Annotated in this window: 21 protein-coding genes and 1 riboswitch; of the genes, 12 read left to right on the top strand and 9 right to left on the bottom strand. The window is 72.3% G+C overall.

What is annotated here, in order from left to right; translation table 11 throughout:
- Window positions 1-411: 411 nt before the first annotated feature.
- From ASD48_RS24830 to ASD48_RS24815, 4 genes are all read left to right on the top strand, one after another.
- A complete protein-coding gene (locus ASD48_RS24830) occupies window positions 412-1500 on the top strand; it encodes an enoyl-CoA hydratase/isomerase family protein (RefSeq protein WP_057603923.1) in 1089 nt (362 codons plus the stop codon).
- A gap of 58 nt (window positions 1501-1558) precedes the next feature.
- Window positions 1559-1706, top strand: a riboswitch (cobalamin riboswitch).
- Between the two features lie 36 nt (window positions 1707-1742).
- On the top strand, window positions 1743-1964 hold the full coding sequence (locus tag ASD48_RS24825) for a CbtB-domain containing protein (protein ID WP_057603922.1): 222 nt from the start codon (window positions 1743-1745) through the stop codon (window positions 1962-1964).
- Between the two features lie 25 nt (window positions 1965-1989).
- Window positions 1990-2751, top strand: a complete 762-nt coding sequence (locus ASD48_RS24820; RefSeq protein ID WP_057603921.1) for a CbtA family protein — start codon at window positions 1990-1992, stop codon at window positions 2749-2751.
- A 560-nt stretch (window positions 2752-3311) separates the two neighbouring features.
- A complete protein-coding gene (locus ASD48_RS24815) occupies window positions 3312-4400 on the top strand; it encodes an FAD-dependent oxidoreductase (RefSeq protein WP_057603920.1) in 1089 nt (362 codons plus the stop codon).
- Window positions 4401-4461: 61 nt separating this feature from the next.
- Here ASD48_RS24815 and ASD48_RS24810 read toward each other — a convergent pair whose 3' ends face one another.
- Window positions 4462-5448, bottom strand: a complete 987-nt coding sequence (locus ASD48_RS24810) for an NADPH:quinone reductase (RefSeq protein ID WP_057603919.1) — start codon at window positions 5446-5448, stop codon at window positions 4462-4464.
- The gene (locus ASD48_RS24805; RefSeq protein ID WP_057603918.1) at window positions 5445-6035 is read right to left on the bottom strand and encodes a PadR family transcriptional regulator; all 591 of its coding nucleotides are present in this window, start codon (window positions 6033-6035) and stop codon (window positions 5445-5447) included. Before ASD48_RS24805 ends, ASD48_RS24810 begins: the two co-directional genes overlap by 4 nt.
- A 186-nt stretch (window positions 6036-6221) precedes the next feature.
- Between ASD48_RS24805 and msrA the strand changes: the two genes are divergently transcribed.
- Window positions 6222-6734: a peptide-methionine (S)-S-oxide reductase MsrA gene (gene msrA, locus ASD48_RS24800; protein ID WP_057603917.1), complete on the top strand. Its 513-nt coding sequence runs from the start codon at window positions 6222-6224 to the stop codon at window positions 6732-6734.
- A gap of 346 nt (window positions 6735-7080) precedes the next feature.
- Here msrA and ASD48_RS24795 read toward each other — a convergent pair whose 3' ends face one another.
- On the bottom strand, window positions 7081-9339 hold the full coding sequence (locus ASD48_RS24795) for a serine protease (protein ID WP_057603916.1): 2259 nt from the start codon (window positions 9337-9339) through the stop codon (window positions 7081-7083).
- Between the two features lie 69 nt (window positions 9340-9408).
- Window positions 9409-9726, bottom strand: coding sequence for a trypco2 family protein (locus tag ASD48_RS24790; protein WP_057603915.1), 318 nt, complete (start codon window positions 9724-9726; stop codon window positions 9409-9411).
- Window positions 9727-10417: 691 nt separating this feature from the next.
- Between ASD48_RS24790 and ASD48_RS24785 the strand changes: the two genes are divergently transcribed.
- Window positions 10418-11992 (top strand): protein kinase, encoded by a 1575-nt coding sequence (locus ASD48_RS24785; RefSeq protein ID WP_057603914.1) that lies wholly within the window; start codon window positions 10418-10420, stop codon window positions 11990-11992.
- A gap of 144 nt (window positions 11993-12136) precedes the next feature.
- Here ASD48_RS24785 and ASD48_RS24780 read toward each other — a convergent pair whose 3' ends face one another.
- Window positions 12137-12547: a MarR family winged helix-turn-helix transcriptional regulator gene (locus ASD48_RS24780; protein ID WP_057604342.1), complete on the bottom strand. Its 411-nt coding sequence runs from the start codon at window positions 12545-12547 to the stop codon at window positions 12137-12139.
- 64 nt (window positions 12548-12611) lie between these two features.
- On the opposite strand from ASD48_RS24780, the gene ASD48_RS24775 reads away from it, so the two are divergent.
- Complete coding sequence (locus ASD48_RS24775; protein ID WP_057603913.1) at window positions 12612-13373, top strand: alpha/beta fold hydrolase; 762 nt, start codon at window positions 12612-12614, stop codon at window positions 13371-13373.
- Between the two features lie 92 nt (window positions 13374-13465).
- Here the strand turns inward: ASD48_RS24775 and ASD48_RS24770 are convergent, their stop codons facing one another.
- The 3 genes from ASD48_RS24770 to ASD48_RS24760 form a co-directional block, all read right to left on the bottom strand.
- The gene (locus ASD48_RS24770; protein WP_057603912.1) at window positions 13466-14167 is read right to left on the bottom strand and encodes a response regulator transcription factor; all 702 of its coding nucleotides are present in this window, start codon (window positions 14165-14167) and stop codon (window positions 13466-13468) included.
- A 189-nt stretch (window positions 14168-14356) separates the two neighbouring features.
- Window positions 14357-15064 (bottom strand): CBS domain-containing protein, encoded by a 708-nt coding sequence (locus tag ASD48_RS24765; protein WP_057603911.1) that lies wholly within the window; start codon window positions 15062-15064, stop codon window positions 14357-14359.
- Window positions 15065-15105: 41 nt separating this feature from the next.
- On the bottom strand, window positions 15106-15576 hold the full coding sequence (locus ASD48_RS24760; RefSeq protein ID WP_057603910.1) for a cyclic nucleotide-binding domain-containing protein: 471 nt from the start codon (window positions 15574-15576) through the stop codon (window positions 15106-15108).
- Between the two features lie 546 nt (window positions 15577-16122).
- Between ASD48_RS24760 and ASD48_RS24750 the strand changes: the two genes are divergently transcribed.
- The 3 genes from ASD48_RS24750 (at window position 16123) to pflA (ending at window position 20201) form a co-directional block, all read left to right on the top strand.
- A complete protein-coding gene (locus ASD48_RS24750; RefSeq protein ID WP_057603908.1) occupies window positions 16123-17046 on the top strand; it encodes a carbamate kinase in 924 nt (307 codons plus the stop codon).
- A 162-nt stretch (window positions 17047-17208) separates the two neighbouring features.
- Window positions 17209-19467, top strand: a complete 2259-nt coding sequence (gene pflB, locus ASD48_RS24745) for a formate C-acetyltransferase (RefSeq protein ID WP_057603907.1) — start codon at window positions 17209-17211, stop codon at window positions 19465-19467.
- The gene (gene pflA / locus ASD48_RS24740; RefSeq protein ID WP_079073967.1) at window positions 19464-20201 is read left to right on the top strand and encodes a pyruvate formate-lyase-activating protein; all 738 of its coding nucleotides are present in this window, start codon (window positions 19464-19466) and stop codon (window positions 20199-20201) included. The genes pflB and pflA overlap by 4 nt, the downstream gene beginning before the upstream one ends.
- On the opposite strand, the gene sulP is transcribed toward pflA, so the two are convergent.
- The gene (gene sulP / locus ASD48_RS24735; protein ID WP_057603906.1) at window positions 20195-21907 is read right to left on the bottom strand and encodes a sulfate permease; all 1713 of its coding nucleotides are present in this window, start codon (window positions 21905-21907) and stop codon (window positions 20195-20197) included. The genes pflA and sulP overlap by 7 nt on opposite strands.
- Before the next feature lie 219 nt (window positions 21908-22126).
- On the opposite strand from sulP, the gene ASD48_RS24730 reads away from it, so the two are divergent.
- Both ASD48_RS24730 and ASD48_RS24725 read left to right on the top strand, forming a co-directional pair.
- Window positions 22127-22756, top strand: coding sequence for a DoxX family membrane protein (locus tag ASD48_RS24730; RefSeq protein WP_057603905.1), 630 nt, complete (start codon window positions 22127-22129; stop codon window positions 22754-22756).
- Between the two features lie 152 nt (window positions 22757-22908).
- Entirely contained in the window at window positions 22909-23814 is a 906-nt protein-coding gene (locus ASD48_RS24725; RefSeq protein ID WP_057604340.1) for a universal stress protein, read from the top strand.
- Window positions 23815-23851 lie beyond the last annotated feature (37 nt).

Below are 23851 nucleotides of genomic sequence, written 5' to 3'. Positions count from 1 at the left end.
CCGGTCCGACACAGGTCACGCGTGCGGATCCGGCCGCGGGCCGGCGGCCCGCGCGGGGTCCGCGCGGGGGTGTGCGCCACTCGTACGGGGTGTGCGCCGTTCACCACGGCCGGCGCCCGCGCACCCATGGGCCCGCCGGCCTCCGGGCCCCGAGAATCGGAGCCGGTGGACAGGGCTCGCTCTCCATCCGCGTCGGAGCGAGCCCTGTCCGCGTGCCCCGGTGTGCCGCCTCCACCGCCACCGCCACCGGATGCCCGGCGTCCGGCCGGGTTCCCCGCCGGACGGGGCAGGGGCTTCCTCGGCGAGCACGGTACGGAGAAGATCGTCCATGACCCGTGCGTCCAGCACCCTGGAAGGAAGCAACGAGATCATGCGCGTCAACATGGCCCGCGGCCTGACGGAGGCATCCGGATGAACGACATCGAGGACCCCGTCCTGCTGCACACCGCCGGCCGGGCCGCCCACATCACGCTCAACCGGCCGAGGGCCATCAACGCCCTGAACCACGCGATGGTGCGCCGCGTCGACGGCGCGCTGACGGCGTGGGAGCGCGACCCGGACGTCGAGACCGTCGTCATCTCCGGCGCGGGGGAGCGCGGCCTGTGCGCGGGCGGAGACATCCGCGCCGTCCACGACGACGCCCGCGACGGCACCGCCTCGGCCGCCTTCTGGCGCGACGAGTACCACCTCAACGCCCGCATCGCCCGTTACCCCAAGCCCTACGTCGCCCTGATGGACGGCATCGTGATGGGAGGCGGTGTCGGTGTCTCCGCGCACGGCAGCGTCCGGGTCGTCACCGAGCGGTCGCGGATCGCGATGCCCGAGACCGGCATCGGCTTCGTACCGGACGTCGGCGGCACCCACCTGCTCGCCCGTGCCCCGGGCGAACTGGGCACCCATCTCGCCCTGACGGGTGCGCAGATCGGCGCCGGGGACGCGATGGAGTGCGGGCTCGCCGACCACTACGTGCCGTCCGCCTCGCTCCGGCAGCTGGCCGACGACCTCGCCGCCCTGCCCGTCCGGGAAGCCCTGGACCGTCATGTACAGCCCGTGCCTGCAGGCGAGTTGGCCGACCGGCGGGCGTGGATCGACAGCTGTTACGCGGCCGACTCCGTCGAGGAGATCGTCCGACGGCTGTTCGCCCACGGCGACCCGGCGGCCAAGGAGGCCGCGGAGACCCTCCTGACCAGGTCGCCCACCTCGCTCAAGGTGACCCTGGCCGCCCTGCGCCGAGCCCGGCGGCTCGACTCGCTGGAACGGGTGCTGGAACAGGAGTACCGGGTCTCCTGCGCCGCTCTGAGCACGCCCGACCTGGTCGAGGGCATCCGCGCCCAGGTCATCGACAAGGACCGCGACCCGCGTTGGTCGCCGGCCACCCTCGCCGGGGTCACCGCGGCCGACGTCGAGCGCTTCTTCACCCCGCTCGGCGAGCGCGAACTCGGGCTCGCCCCAACCGACACCACCGCGGAGGGGGTTCACCGGGCGGGACCTTCGTCGTGATCCGGGCCACCTGGCCGTGGAGAGCGGAATCACGCCAGGTGGGGCGCTATTGGCCAGGGGCCCGACACGCGGTACCGTCGCTCTGATATCGACGACGGCGAGACGGAAGCCGGTGAGAACCCGGCACGGTCGCGCCACTGTGGACGGTGTACCCCGAAGGGGCACGCACCGCGAGTCAGACCCGTGGCCGTCGTCATGTGCACCACCGAGATGGGACGCGAACTCCCAGAGGAGGTCCTGCCATGGCGCAGCATGTCGCCCGGCCGACTACCACCACGCCCGTCGTACCCGCCAAGTTGCCGCTGAAGGACATCGCCCCGTGGGCGGTCTTCTTCGGCGTCCTGATGCTGGTCCTGCTGTACTTCGTCGGCGCGGAGCAGGGCGCGACAGCCGTCGTCTCCGGCGAGGACGTTCACGAGTGGGTGCACGACGCCCGCCACCTGCTCGGCTTCCCCTGCCACTGATCCCGAGGGGAACCCCGCCACACCCATGAACTCCGCAACGGTAAGAAACCTCCTCGTGCGGGGCATGCTCGCCGGCCTCGGTGCCGGCGTGCTCGCCCTGATCGTCGCCTACTTCCTCGGTGAGCCGAACGTCGACGGCGCGATCGGCTTCGAGGAGTCCCACGCCGCGGGCCACGAGCACCACGAGGTGGAACTCGTCTCCCGCAGCCTCCAGTCCACCGCCGGCCTCGCCACCGGCGTGCTGATCTACGGGGTGGCCTTCGGCGGCATCGCCGCCCTCGCCTTCTGCTTCGCCCTCGGCCGCGTAGGCCGCTTCGGCCCCCGGGCCACGGCACTTCTGCTGTCGGGGACCGCCCTCGCCGCCGTGTACGTCGTGCCGTTCCTGAAATACCCGGCGAACCCGCCCGCGGTCGGCGACCCCGACACCATCGGCAAGCGCACCACCCTGTACTTCCTGATGATGGTGCTCAGCGTGCTGCTCGCGGTCGCCGCGGTGATCCTCGGCAAGCGGCTCGCACCGAGGCTGGGGACCTGGAACGCCACCGTCGCGGCCGTCCTCGGTTTCGTGCTGGTCGTCGGGCTGGCCTACGAGTTCCTGCCCGCCGTCAACGAGGTGCCGAGCGACTTCCCGGCCGCCCTGCTGTGGCGGTTCCGGCTGTCCGCCCTCGCCATGCAGGTCACGCTGTGGGCAGGCTTCGGCCTCGTCTTCGGCGAACTGGCCGAACGGCTGCTGCACCCCAGGCGCGCCACGGTGACCGCGGGCACGCCGGTGGCCGCCCCGCACTGACCCGCCGACCGGAGGGACGATCCGGTGAGAGGGCCCACGGAACCTTCCCGTGGGCCCTCTCGCGTTCGCGAGCCGACGCCGGATCAGCAGCGGTCGCGCCGCGCGAGGACGGTGGCGTGAACATCCAACCGGCCGCCCGTGCACGGCAGATGTCCGCGGGGCTCCCGTGCTCGCTCTCGGCGGCTTCGCCATCAGCGCCGGCCTCGGCCGCACCGCACCGCTCCCCGTCGGCGCCGCCGTCGTCCTGAGCGGACTTGCCGGGTTGATCCTCGCCGCCCGTCGAGCGGACGGGCGGACGGGCGGGTGGGCGGGCGGACGGGCGGGTGAGCGGCACCACCGACCACGGGGCCGCCCAGGACCGGGTGCCCGCGGGCTGAGGACGGGCTGAGGACCTCGCGGCCGACCGCCGGTGAACAGTGCGCCGTCCGCCTGGGGCAAGGCCCAGCCGCGGCCCACCCCCTCCACCTGGCACCCGCGGAGGTGCCCGCGCTTACGATCGAGTCCGCTGTCATCGCCCGCGCTCCGCTCGCGGGCACCGACCGGATCCCCGGGGAGGGACTGTGATCGCCGTCGTCGGCGCCGGGCTCATGGGCGCGGCCACCGCCTGGCAACTGGCCCGCAGAGGCCACGACGTGACGCTCGTCGAGGCGTACGACATCGGCCACCGGCACGGAAGTTCGCACGGCAGCTCACGGATCTTCCGGCGGGCGTACGCCGACCCCTTCTACGTACGGCTGACCGGACAGGCCTACGAGCAGTGGCGGGAGCTGGAGGACGACGGTTCGGCCGCCCTGCTGCGCACGACCGGTGGGCTCGACATGGGCGAGGACCACGACCCGAAGGCGCTCGCCGACCTCCTCGGCGCGGCCGGCGTGCCCCACGAACTCCTGGGCCCGGAAGCCGCCGCCGAGCGCTGGCCGTACATCCGCGTCACCGGTCCGGTGCTCCACCACCCGGACGCGGGCGTGGTCGACGCCGACGAGACCGTACGGACCTGCGTCCGGCGGGCGATCGACCACGGGGCGCGGGCGGTCCTCGGCACCCGCGTCACCGGCATCGACGTCCGGGGGAGCGGGAAGGTGCGCCTGCACACCGACGACGGCCGCGAGACGGTCGCCGACACGGTGGTGATCGCGGCCGGCGCCTGGCTGCCCGAGCTCGAACTGCCCTTCGCCCTGCCGCCGTTGGCGGTGACCCAGCAGCAGGTCTTCCACTTCCGGCAGCGGGACCCGTCCGTCACATGGCCGACCCTGATCTGGGACGGCGCGCTGCACCTGTACGGCCTGCCGTCCGGAAGCGACGGGGGCCCGCTCCCGGCGTTCAAGGTCGCCGAGCACGACCGCGGCACCCCGGCCACCGCCCGCACCCGCAGCGGGGTCGTCGACGCGTCGTCGCGGACGCGGGTGAGCGGTTTCGTACGCGACCGCCTCCCGGGCCTCGAACCCGACCCGGTCGCCGAGGCTACCTGCCTCTACACCACCACCCCGGACGAGGACTTCGTCCTGGACCGCCACGGCCCCTTCGTCGTCGTCTCCCCGTGTTCCGGACACGGCGCGAAGTTCGCCCCGCTCATCGGCGCGATGGCCGCCGACCTCGCCACCGGCCGCGCCGAGCCCCATCCCCGCTTCCGCCTGGGACGCACGGCCTAGGCCGGGGGAGCGGCGCGGCCGGTGCCGGTCGCGCCGCCGCGGCTGCCCTTCTGCTCCCGGGCTAAAGGCGGCCCGGGACGGTGATCAGGACCCGGCCGCGTCCGCCCGCGTCCACCCGGTCGTGGGCCTCGGCGATGTCCGCCAGCGGGAAGCGGCTGCTGATGCCGACCGTGAGGGCACCGGCCGCGGCCGCCGCGGTCAGCTCGCGGGCGGCCTGCCGCTTCGCCGCGGCCGGGAAGTCGTCGCTGCCCAGCAGCCGCACGGTGACGTTGTTGAACAGCAGAGGCCAGAAGGGCAGTTCGGTGCGGTCGGCGTGGGTTCCGTAGGCGGCGATGACGGCGTCGAGCGCGGAGACCGCGTTGTCGAGGTCCGCGTTGGCGGACAGGGACACCTCGACGATCCGGTGCACGCCGTCGGGCGCGTGGGCGCGGATCGCCGCGACGGGGTCGTCGCGGTCCAGGGCGACGGCGTGCGCGACGACGGCCGGGTCGACCCGGTCCAGGTCGGCACCGCGCCGTACGGTTCCGATGACGGTGGCGCCGCCCCAGTGCGCGAGCTGGGCGGCCAGTGATCCGACGCCGCCGAGCACGCCGTGCACGAGCACGGCCCTGCCGTCGACCGGCCCGTCGGCGAAGACGGCACGGTGCGCGGTGATGCCGGGGATGCCCAGACTCGCGCCGAGTTCGTCGCCGAGGTGGTCGGGCAGCCGGACGGCCTGGTGGTCGGGTACGACGGTGTACTGGGCGGCTGTGCCGAAGGCCCGGTAGGACTGGGCGCCGTACACCCACACCCGCTGCCCCACGCGGCGGGCGTCGACCCCGTTCCCGACCGCGTCGACCACACCGGCGGCGTCGCTGTGCGGAATGACCCGGGGGTAGGGCATCGAGGAGCCGAGCCAGCCACGACGCTTCTTGGTGTCGCCGGGATTGACGCCGGAGACGGTCACGCGGACGCGGACCTCGCCCGGGCCGGGCAGGGGGTCGGGCAGCTCGCCCACGCGCAGGACCTCGTCGGCCGGCCCCTGTCCGTCGTACCAGGACGCGATCATGCGGAATCTCCCGTAGTGGTTGGGGCGGCGGGTCGGGGTGATGGGCCGGAGGGGGCGGGGTCGTCCTCGGGCGGCTCCTCGCCGAGGACCTCGCGGAGCCAGGCGCGCTCGGTGCGGCTGACGGCGCGGGCGGTGAGCAGTGCGCCGCGCCGGTACGGATCGTCGACCTCCTCGGCGCGCAGCGGCCTCTCTCCGTCGTAGAAGAAGCTGGCCGGTTCCTCCAGGAAGGCCAGGCGGCGGCGCAGCACGGCGTGCTGTTCCCCCACGTCCGGGAGCTTGGAGAGGAAGGCCAGGAGGGTGAGGAACCGGGTGAAGTCGGTGATCTCGTGGTCTGCCGGTGTGCGCAGGCGCTCCAGCATGTCGGCGCGACCGGCCTCGGTCAGGCTGAGGACGAAGCGGGCGGCCCCGGCACGGGGATCGGCCTGGCGCACCAGGAGTCCAGCCTTGGCCAGCCGTTCGATCGCCGGGTAGAGGCTGCCGTCGCTGACCGGGCGGGTGTAACCGATCAGCTGGGTGACCTTGCGGCGCAGCTCATGACCGGGCAGCGGGCCTTCGGCGAGGAAGCCCAGGATCGTCAGTTCCCACATGCGTCCATCCTCGCACGCACATCGATTCGATGTTGACATCGAATCGATGTCAGCCTCCGGCCGACTGTGCGGGCACGGAATTGTTCAGGCCTCTCACGTGCTGTTGTATCCACAGAGGCTGGTACGTCGACGGTGTGCGAGCGAGCGGCTCGCGTGGCCGGGACGAGAGATACGGAAGGTGCTGAGATGGCAGCGCAGACGCAGAGGGCCGTGCTTGCGGGCGGATGCTTCTGGGGGATGCAGGACTTGATCCGCAGGCTCCCGGGTGTGACGGCGACCCGGGTCGGATACACCGGGGGTGACGTGCCGAACGCGACGTACCGCAACCACGGCACCCACGCGGAGGCCATCGAGATCCTCTTCGACCCCGAGAAGACCGACTACCGCGCGCTCCTGGAGTTCTTCTTCCAGATCCACGACCCGAGCACCAAGAACCGCCAGGGCAACGACATCGGCCTCAGCTACCGCTCGGCGATCTACTACGTGGACGACGAGCAGAAGCGGGTCGCCGAGGACACCATCGCGGACGTGGACGCCTCCGGGCTGTGGCCGGGTAAGGCCGTCACCGAGGTCGAGCCGGTGGGGCCCTTCTGGGAGGCCGAGCCCGAGCACCAGGACTACCTGGAGCGTTACCCCGACGGCTACACCTGCCACTTCCCGCGCCCGGGATGGCGACTCCCGTCCCGCACACAGGGCTGAACCACTCCACCGAGGCCCCGGAGCTCCGCTCCGGGGCCTGGCACGCAGGTCGGCGAGTTTCGGGCTGTGCGCGCCGAGGATCAGGCGACCTGGCCGCCGATGCCGGAGCGCCCTCGGGGACGGCCGGCGGGCCGACCGCCACCTGATGCCGTGTCAGCCGGATACGTCGGCCACCGTGTCGGTGATCGCGGTGATCGCGGTGATCGGGCGCGCGGGTGCGCGGGTGCGTCCGGCACGTCCCCGGCCTGGCCACCGGCTTGTCGGCGCCGCGCATCCGGAGTCTGACCACACGGTCGGCTGCGCGTCAGCACGATGCGTGGGTGTCGCCGTGCCGTCGTGTTCAGAGTCAGACGCCTGGGACGGGGGGTTCGTCCGGGCCGTCCGATCCGTCGGTCGCTTCGGGTAGTCCGCCCAGGTCGGTGTTGTCGCGGACACCGGTGCTGCCGATACTGCAGGGCCCGCTGTCCGGGCTGGTGCCGTCGAAGGGTCCGAGGTCGTCGAGGGGGTAGGTCTCTTCGTCCAGGCCGGTGTTGTCGTGCAGTTCCGGCTCGGCGTCGAACCGGTCCGGATGGACGAGATCGGCTGCGGGGGTGGGGGGAACATGTGGTTCCTCCGTGAACCACGGTGGCAGGCTCTCGCCCAGAGCGTCGGCGATCTCGCGCCCGAGACCAATGAGCTCAGGACGGTGGGATGCGCCCAGCAGTACCGTTTCGAGTCCCCGCCGGCGCTGGTCGCTGGCCAGCTCGGGAGCCGTGAGGATCGACCGCGTCAAGCCGTGATCGTGGCGTTCGGCGGAGTCGATCAGGTGCGCGGACAGGGCGTGCGGGCCCAGGTGACCCCACTCGTCGTTCTGAGAAGGGTAGAGGGCACTCAACAGGTAGTGCAGCGTCCTGAGCCGGTCGGGGCTCGGGGCATCGGCTCCCCAGTGCCGGTAGTGCGCACTGCGGCCCGCCCTGACCGCGGCCGCCGCCTCACGCCTGTCCCGGGCGCCGCACAGGGCCTGCGTGACGACGAGCGTCCTGAGCAGTGGCAAAGTCTCACGGCCGCTGGGCAATCCGCATGCCTCGGCACCGCGCATCCAGTACCGCTCCTCCCTGGCCAGGACGACCTCGTAGGGCGACACCGGTGCCGCCTGGCCTGGGGCGGCACCCTCGAACGCGCTGATCGCGGCCGCGCAGGCCGCCAGGCCGAGGGTGAACGGATCCCTGAGCGGATTGACGGGAAGCCACCCTTCGACGGCTGGTTCGATGAGATCGAACAGCGGATGGCGGACGTACAGCCGACGTGCGAAGGCGTGTGCTGCCCTGCTCAGGGGCGGGAGCGTCGCGTCGTGCTCGTGCGGCTCCAGTGCCCCCAGCCGGATCGATCTTTCCGCGCCCACGGGGAAACCCAGGTGCTCGCACCGTCGCAGGACGTCCTCCTGCCACTGACCCGCCACCCGGGACAGCAGGAGCAGCCGCACCCGCGCCCGGCCGCGGTATTCCGCCAACGCGCGCAGGACCGGTTCCACCCAGGCCGGCCTGGTCTCGGCGTAGTCGATCACCAGCAGGAGGGGGCGGGTGCTGGTGGTGAGCGGGTACAGCGCCGGTGGGGGCGAGGCATCGGGCGGTTCGGTCCGCAGGAATCCGGTGACCCAGTCGTCGTCCAGGTGCTGCGCGAGCTCGACGGCGAGCCGTGTCTTCCCGGCTCCCATCGCGCCCGTCACCACCATGGCGTCGAACGGACGGTCCGAATCGGCCCACGCACTCAGGCGGCGCAGTTCTGGGCCTCGCCCGATGAACGGCACCGTCCGGACGCGCGGGTGCAGGAGGTAGGAGACCGACGGACCGCCCTCGTGGGGCGCCGTCAACGCCCGCGGGCCGGGTCGGGGAGGAGCCTCCAGCAAGGGCTCCAGCTCGACGGATTCGAGCGGGGGTACCTCGCACTCCGGGCCGCACGGCGCCCGGAGAGCGGAGTGCGGCTCGTCCTGTCCGGGGGCGGGCTCCACACATCCGGTCCCGAACAACGCCCTGCGGAATTCGGCGCGCCGGAGCAGCCGACCGACGGGTACGGCATTGATCCGTCCCGCGTGGAAGCCCTCCGGGACGCTGCGTACCACGGCGATGAGCAGCGGACCGCAGAAGACGGCCGCGCCGGACATGCCGCGCCAGTCCTCGGCATTCTCCAGAGGGGCCAGCGCGATCTGGTATCGGCGGTTGAACCTCTGGGTCGATGCGTCGATGGTCCCCGAGACGCCCATCGAGTCCCGTCCGTGCCGCGTCGCTTGAACCTGGGGGAAGCCGATCACCCCGCACGCCACGGGGTGCTGCGGATCGGCGCCGGTGAGTTCCCCGTAGCGGACCGGGGCGGTGAACGAACGGTCCGTGGCCACAATCAGCAGTGCGGCGTCCAGGGGGCCGTCGTACCAGATCACATGGGCCTGTAACCAATCGTCGGCGCCCGGGTACATGAACCTGACCATCGCCGAGGTCGGCTCGCGGCGTGGCACCCCGTCCGTCAGGATGTGACCCACGGTGAGGACCACGCCCGCATCCACCTCGTACCCGGATCCGTAGGAACCGCCCTCCCCGAGAACCTCCACGACCGACCACGCGTCGAAGGTCACGCCTCTCCCCCCCCATCCTGCTCTTCAGCCGTGCGGCCACGCCGTCATGCCCGGTCCGACAGGCCCCGCTCAGTGATTTCCGGGCCGACGCGGCCGATCCCGGCCCACGTGATCGCGCACCGGCAGTTCCCCGCCCTCCGTGTCCGTCACGCGGAACCGGACGGTGATGTGCTGCGTCCGGGACCCCGCCGACTCGCGCCCGGCGTCGGCCGACAGCACATAGGCCTTCACCCCGCCGCCGGCCCTCGTGCTGTGACGCAGTTCGATCGACATGTCGAGGACCACCTCTTCGGGAACGAACCTCACCTCGCTGCCCGCGCCTTCGGCCCTGGCCCCGAGGAGCCCCGCACGCACCGCGGCGATCGCCTCCGACAGTTCCAGGTCCATGCCGTCCGGTTCCACGCGAACCCCCGCCCCGTCCACGGCCGCTCAAGCCCTGTCCTGTCGTCCATTGTGCGGATGCGCGCCGGTGCCGCCAGAGGGCGTGCCACGGCCAGGCGGCCCCGGCTGATCCACCGCGGCGCACACCGTGCCCGGCGGGCAAGGGCCACCCCCGCAGTACCTGCGCACATCCTCGTCGGCTCCCTCGCCGGGACCGGGCCGGCTCTCGACAGGAGCGAACTGACCCTGAACAACCGAATTCAGTGGCGCCGCGGGAAGGAACCCGAGGGCAGTCCGAGGGTCGAAGTCCGGGTCTGGCGGGGCAGGAGCGGGGAAGCTCCGGGGCACAGGGGTGGGGGCCGGGCGGGGCGTGCGGGGTGCGCAGACGTTCCGCCGAGCCGGTGTCACCCGGCTTCCGGTGCCGTGCCGGGTGGGGGAGGCCGGGTCATCTCCCGTAGTCGTGCGGCTATTTGCCGGGTTCGCGATGTCCGCCGGGCCCCGGCGGTCGGGTCCGACGGGGCCGGGAAGCCCCCGTCCGGGCACAACTTCTGCTCGGTGTCGGCGAGTTGGCGATAAGCGCGAACGGTGAACCCGTCCGGCATACTGGCGAGCGCGGACCACCCTGCTCACCAGCACGCAAGCCAAGGCCCAGCGCGTGGGTTCGAGCGCTGACGCACACTTCCGGGGAACAGTCGTCATGAACAACCTTCAGCCTTCGGACCCGACATCCATAGGCGGCTATCCGCTGCTCGGCCGGCTCGGCGCGGGCGGCATGGGGCAGGTGTTCCTGTCCCGTACGGGTTCGGGCCGGCTGCTCGCGCTGAAGACGATCCGCGACGATCTCAGCTCCGAGCCGGGGTTCGAGGAGCGGTTCGCCCGCGAGATACGCAACAGCGACCGCGTCCGGTCGCCGTGGACCGTGACCGTCGTCGACTACAGCGCCCCGGGCCGGCGCCCGCAGTGGCTGGCCACCGAGTATGTGCCCGCGCCGTCGCTCGCCGACTGGGTCGCCGCCCACGGTCCGCTGCCGCAGCCCGCGTTGCTCGCCCTCGCCGCCGAACTGTGCGGTGCCCTGCAGGCCGTGCATCAGGCCGGCCTCGCGCACCGGGACGTCAAGCCCGGCAACGTCCTGCTGGCCCGCGACCGGCCGCGGCTGATCGACTTCGGTGTCGCACGGGCCGCCGACGACAGTCGCCACACCCGCCTCGGTGTCTCCGTGGGCTCTCCCGGTTTCCTCGCACCGGACCAGGCGATCGGCAGCGTCGCGGCCGAACCCGCCGACGTGTTCTCGCTGGCCGCCACGCTGGTGTACGCCGCGACCGGGCGGGGCCCGTTCTCGCGCGCGGGGGAGCAGATCCCCGCGGCCACCCTGATGTACCGGGTGGTCCACGAGGAGGCCGACCTCGCGGGCGTCCCCCCGGAGCTGGTGCCGCCGCTGGCCGCGTGTCTGGCCAAGGACCCGGCCGGGCGTCCGACGGCGGCCCGGCTGAGCGCGTGGCTGGAGGAGAGCGGCGGCAGGACCGGGCGCTGGTCCGACGAGTGCCCCGCGGTTCTCGCCGGAGAGCTGACGGATACCGAGCACGCGGCGCGCACCCTGGTCGACCTCGCGGAGCATCCCACGGTGGCCGCCGCCGGTCAGGAAGCGGCCACGAGGACGACGAGGTCCGACACCGTCCTCGCCGCCCCGTCTGAACCCCGCCGGCGCCTTCGGCCCGCGTGGCTGCTGACCACGGCCGTCGCGGCGGTCGCGGTCGTGGTGGCCGTGGTGGCCGCCGTCCACTTCGGTACGCAGCGGTCCTCGGCCGACTCCTCCGGCGCGGCCGGGCCGGCGACCTCGGACAAGACGTCCGCCTCGACCCGGGAGCCCCGGGAGGCCGAGAAGTCCAAGGAGGCCGGGGAGTCCGAGCCCCGGAAGAGCCAGGAGCCCCAGGAAGGGGACGCGGCACCCAAGGTCGTGCAGGCCCCGTTCGAGCTGGCCACCGGAGAGTCCGTCGGGAGCGGCGCCAGGAGTCTGATCATCCAGCAGGACGGCAACCTGGTGATCTACGACCAGGACCGCAAGGCGCGCTGGGCCGCGATGACCAGCGGCGAGGGCAACACCGCCCGCTTCCAGCCGGACGGCAACCTGGTCGTCTACAACAGTGCCGGACGGCCCGTGTGGGCCTCGCGGACCGATGGTCACCCGGGAGCGGCCCTCGTGTTCCGGGCCGACGGAAACGTCGTGATCACGTCCGGCGACACCGTGCTCTGGGCGGCGGGCACGGACAACTGACGATCACGGTGCCCGATGGGGGCCGCCCTCCCGCGGCGTGAGCCCGGCCGGGCACCGGAGGTCCGACACCCGCCCGTCCGGGCGCCGTTTCCCCGCCCGGAACCCGGAACCCGGAACCCGGACGGTGACGTCTCCGTGTTCCTCTCAGCGCTCCTCGATCTTCCGCAGCAGGTCCAGCAGCGCCTCTCGCTCCGCCTCCGTCAGGCCCTCGAAGCACTCCGCGAGCACCGAGTCCGCCACCTCGTGGCCCGCCTCCAGCATCCGCTCGCCATCGGGAGTGAGGTGGTGTTCGAAACGCCGGCCGCGCCCGGGACGCCGGTCCACCAGTCCCTGCGCCACCAGGCGTCCGGCGAGCGTGCCGAACGCCTGCTCGCTCTGGAACGTCGCCGCCGCCAGTTCCCGTGCGCTGGAGCCCGGTGTGCGGCCGATCGCCCGTAGCGCGTCCCACTGCGCGAGCGTGCTGCCGACGGCCGCGAGGCGGCTATCGAGCGCTCGGTGCTGGCGGTACTGGACGGCCTTCACGGCCCTTCCGAGGATCTGTGGTTCGACGGACATGCCCATCAGGCTAGCACTCTGACTAAACTTGCTTATATAAACATCCTTAGTTACTGTCCTCGCCATGACTCCCGAACTGACGCTCACCGAATCCGGACCCGCCGCCGGCCGCCCCGTCCTCGTCCTGCACGGTGGCGGTGGCCCCGCCACCGTCGCCCCGATCGCCGAGCACTTCGCCGCGACGGCCCACACCCTGCTCCCCACCCACCCGGGCTGGAACGGCACTCCCCGGCCTGACGACCTCACCCGCGTGGCCGACCTCGCCGCCGCCTATCTCCGCCTCCTGCGCGAGCGCCGTCTGTCCGATGTCCTGGTCATCGGCTCCTCGCTCGGCGGCTGGATCGCCGCCGAGCTGGCCACGGCCGACACGCAGGGCCTGATCGGCGGGGTCGTCCTGGTGAACTCGGTCGGCATCGAGGTCGACGGCGAACCGGTCCGCGACTTCTTCACGCTCGACGCACGCGGCGTGGCCGAGTACGCGTACCACGACTCCGAGCGCTTCTACGTCGACCCGGCGACCGTCCCGGCCGAGCGGCTGGCCGTCCTCCGGGCCAACATGGCGGCCCTGCGCGTCTTCTCCGGCGGCCCCGCCATGAGCGACCCCGCGCTCCGCCCCCGCCTCGCGGCCGTCACCACCCCCACCCTCGTCCTGTGGGGCGAGAGCGACCGCATCGTGACCCCGGCCTACGGCAAGGAGTACGCCGCGGCGTTCGGCAACGCCCGCTTCGAAGTCGTGCCGGAAGCCGGTCACCTGCCCCATCTCGAACAGCCCGCGCGCACCTTCTCCCTGCTCGACGGCTTCGCCGCGCAGACCGCGCGCCGTTGAGGACTGTCCGGCGGGTCACGAGGGAGGCCGGAGCCGGGCCGCGGCGACGGACGAGGAGGCCGCCGGGGGGTTTGCGATGCGTCCCGTCCGCGTCACCTGGTCCGTGGTTCGCCCGCCGCCGGGTGCTCCAGGTGGGAGGCGAGGACGGCGGCCTGGACCCGGCGCTGCACGCCGAGCTTGGCCAGGAGGCGGGAGATGTGGTTCTTGACGGTCTTCTCCGACAGGTAGAGCTTCTTGCCGATCTCACGGTTGGTCAGGCCCTCGCCGATCAGCGCCAGGATGTCCCTCTCGCGCGGTGACAGGCTCGCCAGTTCGGACGGCACGGCGGGGGTCTCCGCCGGGTCGGCGCGCAGCGAGCGCATCAGGCGGGCCGTGGTTGCGGGATCCAGCATCGACTGGCCCGAGGCCACCGTGCGGACCGCCGATACGAGGTCGGACCCCTTGATCTGCTTGAGGACGTAGCCGGAGGCGCCGGCCATGATCGCGTCGAGCAGGGCCTCCTCGTCGTCGAACGAGGTCAGCATCAGACAGGCCAGCTCCGGCATCTGGCTGCGCAGCTCCCGGCAGACCGAGATGCCGTCTCCGTCCGGCAGGCGCACGTCGAGGACGGCGACGTCGGGGCGCAGCGCGGGGCCGCGGGCGAGCGCGTGGTCGACGGTGCCGGCGTCGCCGATCACCGAGATGTCGGGTTCGGCGTCGAGCAGGTCCGCCAGGCCGCGGCGGACGACCTCGTGGTCGTCCAGCAGGAACACCCGGATCGGGTTCTGCTCTGTGAAGGCGCGTGGCTCAGGCATGGTGGCGACCCCTCGTTCCCCGGTGGAGGACAGGCTGCGGGCTGTCCATGATGCCGATCATCACGCGCCCGGGCCGACAACACTAGGGCCGACCGGCCCCATTCCCGTGCGGTCCTCTTCCCGTGCGGGCCCGTTACCGGCGCCGCCCTTCCGGCGCCCCCCTTCCCGTGCGGTCCCCTTCGGTCCGGTTCAAGGGGAGGCTGTCCCGCGAGGCTCGTTCTCGGTGACACCCGCGGGTGCGTCCGTCGGGTTTCCGTGCCGGGTGAGGTCGAATTCCACGTCCACGACCCCTTCCACCGCGCGGACCAGCCGTGCCGCCACGGGTACCAGGGAGGTGTCCCGGACCCGGCCGACGAGCCGCACGACACCGTCCCGCACCTCTGTGCGCACGTTCGAGTTCGGAGGGGGAAACAGGTAGGACACGATCTCGCGCCGTACCTCCTCGGCGATCTCCTCGTCGGCGCGCAGGAAGACCTTGAGCAGGTCGGCACGGCTGACGACGCCTTCGAGCAGGCCCACGGCGTCGACGACGGGGAGCCGCTTGACCTTCGCCCGGGCCATGGTCCGGGCGGCCTGGGCGAGCGTGGTGTCCGGGTGGACGGTGAGCGCCGGGGAGGTCATGAGCTCCTTCGCGGTCACGGCACCGGCCTTCGACAGGTCGGACAACCGGCGCAGTTGGGTGTACCGGTCGGGGTCGCTGTCGCGGAACTCCTCCTTGGGCAGCAGGTCGGCCTCGGAGACGACGCCGATCACACGGCCCTCGCCCTCGATGGCGGGCAGGGCGCTGACCTTCCAGTCCTGCATCAGCCGCACGATCTCCTTGAAGGTCGCCCCGCTTCCGATCGCGGCGACCGTGTGGGTCATGACATCGCTGACGATGTGTGGGGTGCCGTGCATGGACACACCTCCGTTGCGTGGTGCGTTGTCGGTGCGCCGGGTCAGACGGTGCTGCCGGCGCCGTACGGGGCGTACAGGTCCAGGAGCCGGGTCCTGGCCGCGTGGAGACGGTGGGCGAGCACCTCACCGACCCACCGGGCGACGTCGTTGCCCAGTGCCGGGTCGTCCTGGCACATGGACCGGACGGCCGTGGCGTCGAACTCGTAGGCCCGCACCGGCGTGCTCGCCTCCGCGCCCAGGTGCCAGACGTGGGGCGTGAAGAGCCAGGACCAGCCGACCAGCTGGTTGTGCCCGAGGCTCTCGATGACAGCGGCCCGGCGGCCCGGCACATGCATGTCGAGCTCGATGGTTCCGGTACGGATGATCCAGAAACGGTCGGCGCGCCCGCCTTCCTCGAACAGGCGCGTTCCCTGGGGGATGGACACCTCCCGGGCGATTCCCAGCAGCCGCCGGCGGTGTTCGGCGGACAGCGCGCGCAGCAGGCCGGGGCCGGGCGTGAGGGGAGCGTTCATGGTGTGCCTCCGCAGCGGGGTGTACGGGCTTGCGAGGCAAGCGTCCGCCGGGCTCCGCGGGCAGGCCATGGGCCACCTGGTCCTTTGAACGCGCCGTACGGCACCGAAGGGGAGTTCTCGGGTGCCGAGCGGTTGGTCGTCTCGTGGCTGCCGCACCCGTGGTCCGCCCGGAGTCCGGACGCTGACGGAAGCTCAGGCAGGCGCTGTTCCGCCGGTACCCGGCGCGGGTCGGGGCTGTGGGGATGTCTCACGTCGGGACCTTCGGTACCTCCGCGGGGCCGAGTGGCCGCTGCCCTCATCCGGCGTGGCGGACGAGCATCGTCCTCGGATCGACTCATCCGCGGCGCGCATGCGACGCACCGCATGCCGGCCCAGCACGACGCCGCACCCACCTCGGTCACGACCGCTTCGACCACGACGGCCCGGACGGACCCGAAGCCACCGACGACGCCTTATCCTCGCCCGCGCCGATCGTCTTCGGCCAGACCGAGAACCGGCCGCGCACCAGCAAGGCCGTATTCGTCGCCACCCTGGAGGACTGAAGCCATGCGCATCGTCGTCGCCCTCGGCGGCAACGCCCTGCTGCACCGGGGCGAACGCCCCGATGCCGCGGTCCAGCAGGCCAACATCGACCGGGTCGCCACCGCCCTCGCCGCCCTGGCCCACGAGCACGAGATCGTCCTCACCCACGGCAACGGCCCCCAGATCGGTCTGCTCGCCACGGAGAGCGCGAGCGACCCGGCCCTCACCGCCCCGTACCCCCTTCATCTGCTCGGCGCCCAGACCCAGGGAATGATCGGCTCCCTGCTGGCCTGCACCCTGCACGACGCCCTGCCCGGCCGCCACATCGTCACGCTCGTGACCCACACCCTCGTACGGGCCGACGACCCGGCGTTCGCCCGGCCCACCAGGTTCGTCGGCCAGGTCCACTCCCGCGACCTGGCCCGCGCCCTCGCCCGGAAGCGCGGCTGGCACATCGCGCGTGACACCAACGGCTGGCGTCGTGTCGTCCCCTCCCCGGCGCCGGAGCGGATCCTGGAGACCGACACCGTCCACGAGCTGCTGAACAGCGGTGCCCTCGTGATCTGCGCGGGCGGTGGAGGCGTTCCCGTCACCGCGGACGACGACACCGGCGCGCTGACCGGCGTGGAGGCCGCCGTCGACAAGGACCTCACGGCCGCCCTGCTCGCCGAGGACCTGAAGGCCGACTTCCTGCTCGTCCTCACCGACGTCCCGTGCGTGTACGAGGACTACGGGACCCCCGCCCAGCGGCCCGTCCTCGACGCCACCCCCGCCGAGCTGCGCCGCAGAAGTCTCCCCGAGGGCTCCATGGGGCCGAAGGCGGAGGCCGCCGCGCGGTTCGTCGAGCGGACCGGAGGCCTCGCCGCCATCGGGGCGCTGGACGCGGCGTACGAGATCGTGCACGGCCGGTCGGGCACCCTGGTCCGCCCGGACCTCGCGGCGGGCTGACGGGGGACGGGGGACGGACAGGAACGGCCGGCGACCGGGCCGTCCGGCCCACGCGACCCGGGGCCGGACGGCCCGTCTCCCGGGCGCTGTCCGGCACTCCCCGCGACGATCACGCACGACGAGCATCGAAGCGCAGGACACGAACCGAGGAGAGGAACGGCGATGACCGCAACCGTGACAGCCGGCGACCGGGACACCGTGGCCGGGCGAGGCTTCGCCGGGACGCGCTGGCGCGAGCTGATCGACGTCCGCGACTTCATCCAGGCCAACTACACCCCGTACGAGGGTGACGCCTCCTTCCTGATCGGGCCCACGGACCGCACCCGGGCCGTCTGGGCGAAGGTCGGCTCGCTGTTCCCGGAGGAGCGTGCGCGCGGCATCCTCGACGTGGACGCCGCGACGCCGTCGACGATCACCTCGCACGCGCCCGGCTGGATCGACCGCGACCGCGAACTGATCGTCGGTCTCCAGACGGACGCCCCGCTGAAGCGCGCGATCATGCCCAACGGCGGTCTGCGCATGGTGGAGAACGGCCTCAAGGCGTACGGCTACGAGGCCGACCCGTTCGTCACGAAGGTCTTCGGGACCTACCGCAGGACCCACAACGACGGTGTCTTCGACGCCTACACGCCCGCCATGCGGACCGCGCGCAAGGTCGGCATCATCACCGGGCTGCCCGACGCCTACGGCCGCGGCCGGATCATCGGCGACTACCGGCGCGTCGCCCTCTACGGCACCGACCGGCTGATCGAGGCCAAGCGGGCGGAGAAGGCCCTGCTGGACGGGCGGCCGTCGAGCGAGCACGTGATCCGCGACCGGGAGGAACTCGCCGAGCAGATCAGGGCACTGGGCGAGCTGACCCGTATGGCGGCGACCTACGGCTGCGACGTCTCCCGTCCCGCGGGCACGGCGCACGAGGCCGTGCAGTGGCTCTACCTCGGCTACCTGGCCGCCGTGAAGGAACAGAACGGCGCCGCCATGTCGCTGGGCCGCACGTCGACCTTCCTGGACGTCTACCTCCAGCGGGACCTGGACGCGGGGACCCTCGACGAGACGGGCGCCCAGGAACTGATCGACGACTTCGTGATCAAGCTGCGGATCGTCCGCTTCCTGCGCACCCCCGAGTACGACGCGCTGTTCTCCGGCGACCCGACCTGGGTGACCGAGTCCATCGGCGGCATCGGCGACGACGGCCGCACGCTGGTCACCCGCACGTCCTTCCGCTTCCTCCAGACCCTCTACAACCTCGGCCCCGCCCCCGAGCCCAACCTCACCGTGCTGTGGTCGCCGCGACTGCCCGCCGGCTTCAAGAAGTTCTGCGCCCAGGTCTCCATCGACACCAGCGCCGTCCAGTACGAGTCCGACGAACTGATCCGCCCCCGCAACGGCGACGACGCCGCGATCGCCTGCTGCGTGTCCGCCATGGCGGTGGGCAAGGAGATGCAGTTCTTCGGCGCCCGCGTCAATCTCGCCAAGGCGCTGCTCTACGCCGTCAACGGCGGCCGGGACGAGATGACGGGCGACCAGGTCACCCCCGCGATGCCTCCGCTGACGGGGGAGTACCTGGACTTCGACGAGCTGTCGGCGGCCTACGACCGGGTGCTGGACTGGCTGGCGGAGACGTACGTCAACACCCTCGACGTCATCCACTACATGCACGACAAGTACGCCTACGAGCGCATCGAGATGGCCCTGCACGACCATCCCGTGCACCGCTTCATGGCCTGCGGTGTCGCGGGGCTCTCCGTCGCCGCCGACAGCCTGTCCGCCGTCAGGTACGCCCGGGTGAAGGTCGTCCGGGACGCCACCGGACTGGCCGTCGACTTCCTGACCGAGGGAGAGTTCCCGGCGTACGGCAACAACGACGACCGCGCCGACGCCCTCGCCGTGGGCCTGGTGGAGTCCTTCATGGCGAAGGTCCGCAGGCACCCCACCTACCGGGACGCCGAACACACCCAGTCGGTGCTGACCATCACCTCGAACGTCGTCTACGGCAAGCACACGGGCAACACCCCCGACGGGCGTCGCGCCGGGCAGCCCTTCGCCCCCGGCGCCAACCCGATGAACGGCCGTGACCGGCACGGCGTGGCCGCCTCCGCGCTCTCGGTCGCCAAACTGCCGTACGAGCAGGCCCGCGACGGCATCTCGCTGACCACCACCATCACCCCGGAAGGGCTCGGGCACGTCCCGGCGGAGCGTGCCGGACACCTGGTCGGCATCCTCGACGCCTACATGGCTTCAGGCGGCTTCCACATGAACGTCAACGTACTGAACCGGGAGGTGCTTCAGGACGCGATGGAACACCCCGAGAAGTACCCGGAGCTGACGATCCGGGTCTCCGGATACGCGGTCAACTTCGTCCGCCTGACCCGCGAGCAGCAGCTCGACGTGATCAGCCGCACCTTCCACGGAACGCTGTGAAGGCCGTGACGACCGGCCGGATCCACTCCTGGGACCTGTCCACCGGCGTGGACGGTCCCGGGACCCGGTTCGTCCTCTTCGTCAGCGGCTGCTCCCTGCGCTGCCTGTACTGCGCCAACCCCGACACCTGGCACATGCGGGACGGCCGGGAGACGACGGTGGACGAGGTGATGGCGGAGATCGACAAGTACCGGGCGTTCATCACCACCGCGGGCGGCGGGGTGACGATCACCGGGGGAGAGCCGCTGCTCCAGCCGGCCTTCACCGCCGAGGTGCTGCGCCGCTGCAAGGAAGCCGGCCTGCACACCGCTCTGGACACCTCCGGCTTCCTCGGCGCCCGTGCCTCCGACGAACTCCTCGCCGACACCGACCTGGTGCTGCTGGACATCAAGTCCTTCGACATCGGCACCTACCGGAAGCTGACCGGCGGCCGCCTCGCCCCCACCCTCGGCTTCGCCACCCGCCTCGACCGCCTCGGTGTCCCGATGTGGGTCCGCTATGTACTGGTTCCCGGCTGGACCGACGACCCGCGGTCCGTGGACGCCCTGGCCGACTTCGTCGCGGGGCTCGGCACGGTCGAGCGGGTCGACGTGCTGCCCTTCCACAAACTCGGAGCCCCCAAGTACGAGGCCCTCGGCATCCCCTTCCCGTTGCGCGACACACCGGTGCCCGGCCCGGCCCTGACCCGTGGTGTACGCGAGCGCTTCAGGCAGCGGGGCGTGGCCGCCTACTGACGGCCGAGCCACGCGCGGTACGCGGCCACGGCTGTCGGGAGTGTGGGGAACAGCCGGTCCCTGCCGACCGTGTCCGCGAGGCCGTACGCCTCCAGGTCGTCCAGCAGGTCCTGCTTCACCCGCGCGAGGGCGAACAGGACGCCGCGGTGGGTCAGTTCGCGGCGCAGCGCGTCGACCGCGTCGAGCGCGGTGATGTCGACCTCGACATTGGCCTCGGTGTTGAGGACGAACCAGCGTACGGGTTCGCTCTGTTCGTCGACGGCGGCCAGGGCCCGGCGCCGGAAGTTCTCCGCGTTGGCGAAGAACAGGGGCGAGTCGTAGCGGTAGACCAGCAGCCCCGGGATCGTCCGGGCCTGCGGGTAGTCGTCGACGTCGTGCATGCCGGCCACCCCGGGAACCAGACCCTCGACGGCGTCGTGCGGACGCGCCACCCGGGTCAGCAGCTCGGCCACCGACAGGCCCACGGCCACGATCACCCCGTACAGGATGTCGAGGGCGAGCACACCCGCGAGACAGCCGAGCGCCAGGAGCAGTTCCCGGCGGCGGAAGGACGCGAGCCGCCGGAAGCCGGCGAGGTCGATCATGCGCACCGCCGCGTAGACGACGAGCGCGCCGAGCACCGCGGAGGGAGTCCGCGCCAGCAGCGGGCTCAGGAAGAGCAGCACGGCGAGCACCACCGCTCCGGCCACCAGCGAGTACGCCTGGCTGCGGGCGCCCGCCGAGGAGGCCAGGGCGGTGCGGCTGGCGCTGCTGCTCACCGGGAAGCCGTGCAGCGCCCCGGCGCCCAGATTGGCCGCGCCCAGGGCGAGGAACTCCTGGTCGGCGTCGAGCCCGGAGCCTTCGTCGTCGGGTCCGGCGAACGCCCGCGCGGTGAGGATGAAGTCGGTGTAGGCGACCAGCAGCACGCCGAGCGCCGGCAGTACGAGGTGCGGCAGCTCGCTCAGGTCCGGGACGGCGAGGCCCGGCAGGCCGCCCGGCACCTCGCCGATCACCTTGAGGCCGTACCGCCCGTCGAGGTCGAAGACCACGACGGCGGCGGTTCCGAGGACGAAGGCGACCAGCGGGCCGGGCACGGCGCGGGCGTAACGCGCCGTCACGAAGAGGAACACCAGGACGACGGCGGAGAAGACGACGGTCGCCGGGTCCGCGTCGGGGACGTGGACGAGGAAGGACCACACCTGGGGGAAGAACTCCGCGCCCGTCGTCCGCACGCCGGTGAGTTTGGGCAGCTGGTCCACCATCATGATGAGCGCCACGCCCGCGAGATAGCCGATCAGGACGGGGCGGGACAGCAGGTCCGCGAGGAAGCCCAGCCGCACCGCCCGGGCGACCAGGCACAGCAGCCCGACCGTGACGGCGAGCGCCGCCGCGAGCGACGCGTAGCGCCCCGGGTGCCCGGCGGCGAGCGGTGCGACCACGGTGGCCGTCATGAGGGCGGTCGTGGACTCGGGGCCGACCGACAGCAGCCGCGAGGAGCCGAACACCGCGTACAGCGCGAGGGCGGGGAGGATCGCCCACAGGCCGGTGACCGGCGGCAGGCCGGCCACGCCCGCGTAGGCCATGACCTGCGGCACCAGATAGGCGGCCACGGTCACCCCGGCGAGCAGATCGCCGGTGAGCCACGCGCGCCGGTAGCCGAGGAGCGCGACGAGACCGGGCGCCAGCCGGCGCCACTGCGGGACGTGTCTGCCCGAGGCCTTGGACATGTGTCGCCTTCCGTCGTCTGCCCTCATGATCCACCGGCTGTGGGAGCCACGCCGAGAGCCCACGTGCCCGGCGTGCCGCACGCGGCCCAACGGACTTGCGGAACAGGGCCGTTCGGCCCCGTGGACACGGACCTTCGGCATCCGCCGCCGACCGGTGCGCGCGGCCAGAGTAAGGGATGTCAGGCACCGACCCGATCTCCCCGGAAGGGAACCACGACCATGGCCCTGCACGAGCACCCGCACCGGAGTTCCGGCTTCCACCTGCCGTCGCTGCGCAGGAACCGGACCGCCTCCGCGACCGAGACGGCCGTGTCGGCGGACACCGGCACGCACACCGCGCGGGCCTACGCCTTCGCGTCCCTGCGCCTGCTCACGGGGTTCGTCTTCCTGTGGGCCTTCCTCGACAAGACCTTCGGTCTCGGCTACGCCACCCCGTCCGGCAAGGGCTGGATCGACGGCGGATCGCCGACGAAGGGCTTCCTCGGCTCCGTCGCCGTCGGGCCGATGGAGTCAACCTTCCACGCCTGGGCCGGTGACCCGTGGGCGAACTGGCTGTTCATGCTCGGTCTGCTGGGCATCGGCCTCGCTCTCGTCGCGGGGGTCGCGCTGCGGCTCGCCGCCCTCGCCGGGACCGCGATGATGGCGCTGATGTGGATCGCCGAGTGGCCGCCGGCCAAGCACCTCTCGGACGGTTCGCCGAGCATGTCGACGAACCCGTTCGTCGACTACCACCTCATCTACGCGGCCGCCCTGATCGTCCTGGCCGCTGCCGCCGCCGGCGACACCCTGGGCGCGGGCCGGCTCTGGGCCAGGCTGCCCCTCGTCCGCGACCACCGCTGGCTGCGCTGAACACCGACGGCACGGTGGGCCCGTCGACCGGCCCGCCGCGCCGAGCCGTGCAGGGGGTCGGTCGGTCCCGATCCGGGACCAGTGGCCCCTGCACGAGGAACCGGCCGAAGACGACTCTGGAATCGGATCCCTCACCCCAGGAGGTGGAGATCATGCTCCGCACCATCACCGTAGGCCTCGACGGCTCGCGGGAGAGCCGGGCAGCCGCCGAATGGGCGGCCCGCGAAGCGAAGCTGCGCGGCCTGCCCCTGAAGATCGTCCACGTCTGGGAACCGGTGCCGGAGCCCATGGCACAGGCACCGCTTCTCGGCGCCGAGACCCATCAGCACTGGACCGAGAGAATTCCCCGGGAGGCCGCGGAGGGTGTCCGGCTGCGTCATCCCGGCGTCGAGGTGCGTACCGAGCAGGTCTCCGGCCACCCGGGCAACGCACTGGCCGAGGCGGCGAAGAGCGCCGAACTGCTCGTCCTGGGTTCGCGAGGCCTCGGCGGGATCGGCGGGTTCATGCTCGGCTCGGTCGGCCTCTCCGCGATCGCCCGCACGGACCGCCCCGTCGTGCTGGTGCGGGCGCTGGAAGTCGCCGCCGACGAGCACGAGACGGACCCGGCAGGCGTTCCCTCCGCCGCGACACCCTTCCGGCCCGTGGTGCTCGGACTCGACGTCGAGCACCCGGACGAGACACTGATCGAGTTCGCCTTCGACGCGGCCGAGCGCCGCGCGACGTCGCTGCGGGTCGTCCATGGCTGGAACCCGCCGCCCTACTACGCGTACGGCACGCCCGCCAACCCCGCGCTGCACGAGGCACTGGCACTCGGCGCAGCCGAGGCGCTGGCCGAGGTGCTGCGGCCCTGGCGGAAGAAGTACCCGGACGTGGAGGTCGTCGAAGCGTCCCGCTACGGCAGCGCGGCCGTCCACGTCGTGGACGCCTCCCATGAGGCCTCCCTGGTCGTCGTGGGCCGGCGGATCCGCCGCAGCCCGTTCGGCGCCCACATCGGGCACGTCACGCACGCCGTCCTGCACCACTCCAGCGCCCCCGTCGCCGTCGTCCCCCACGGCTGACCCGGCCGAGACCACTCCCGATCACCCGCGAGGAGAA

The organism is Streptomyces sp. Root1310 (assembly GCF_001426425.1).
Lineage (GTDB): Bacteria > Actinomycetota > Actinomycetes > Streptomycetales > Streptomycetaceae > Streptomyces.
This window is presented reverse-complemented; position numbering and strand designations above follow the sequence as displayed.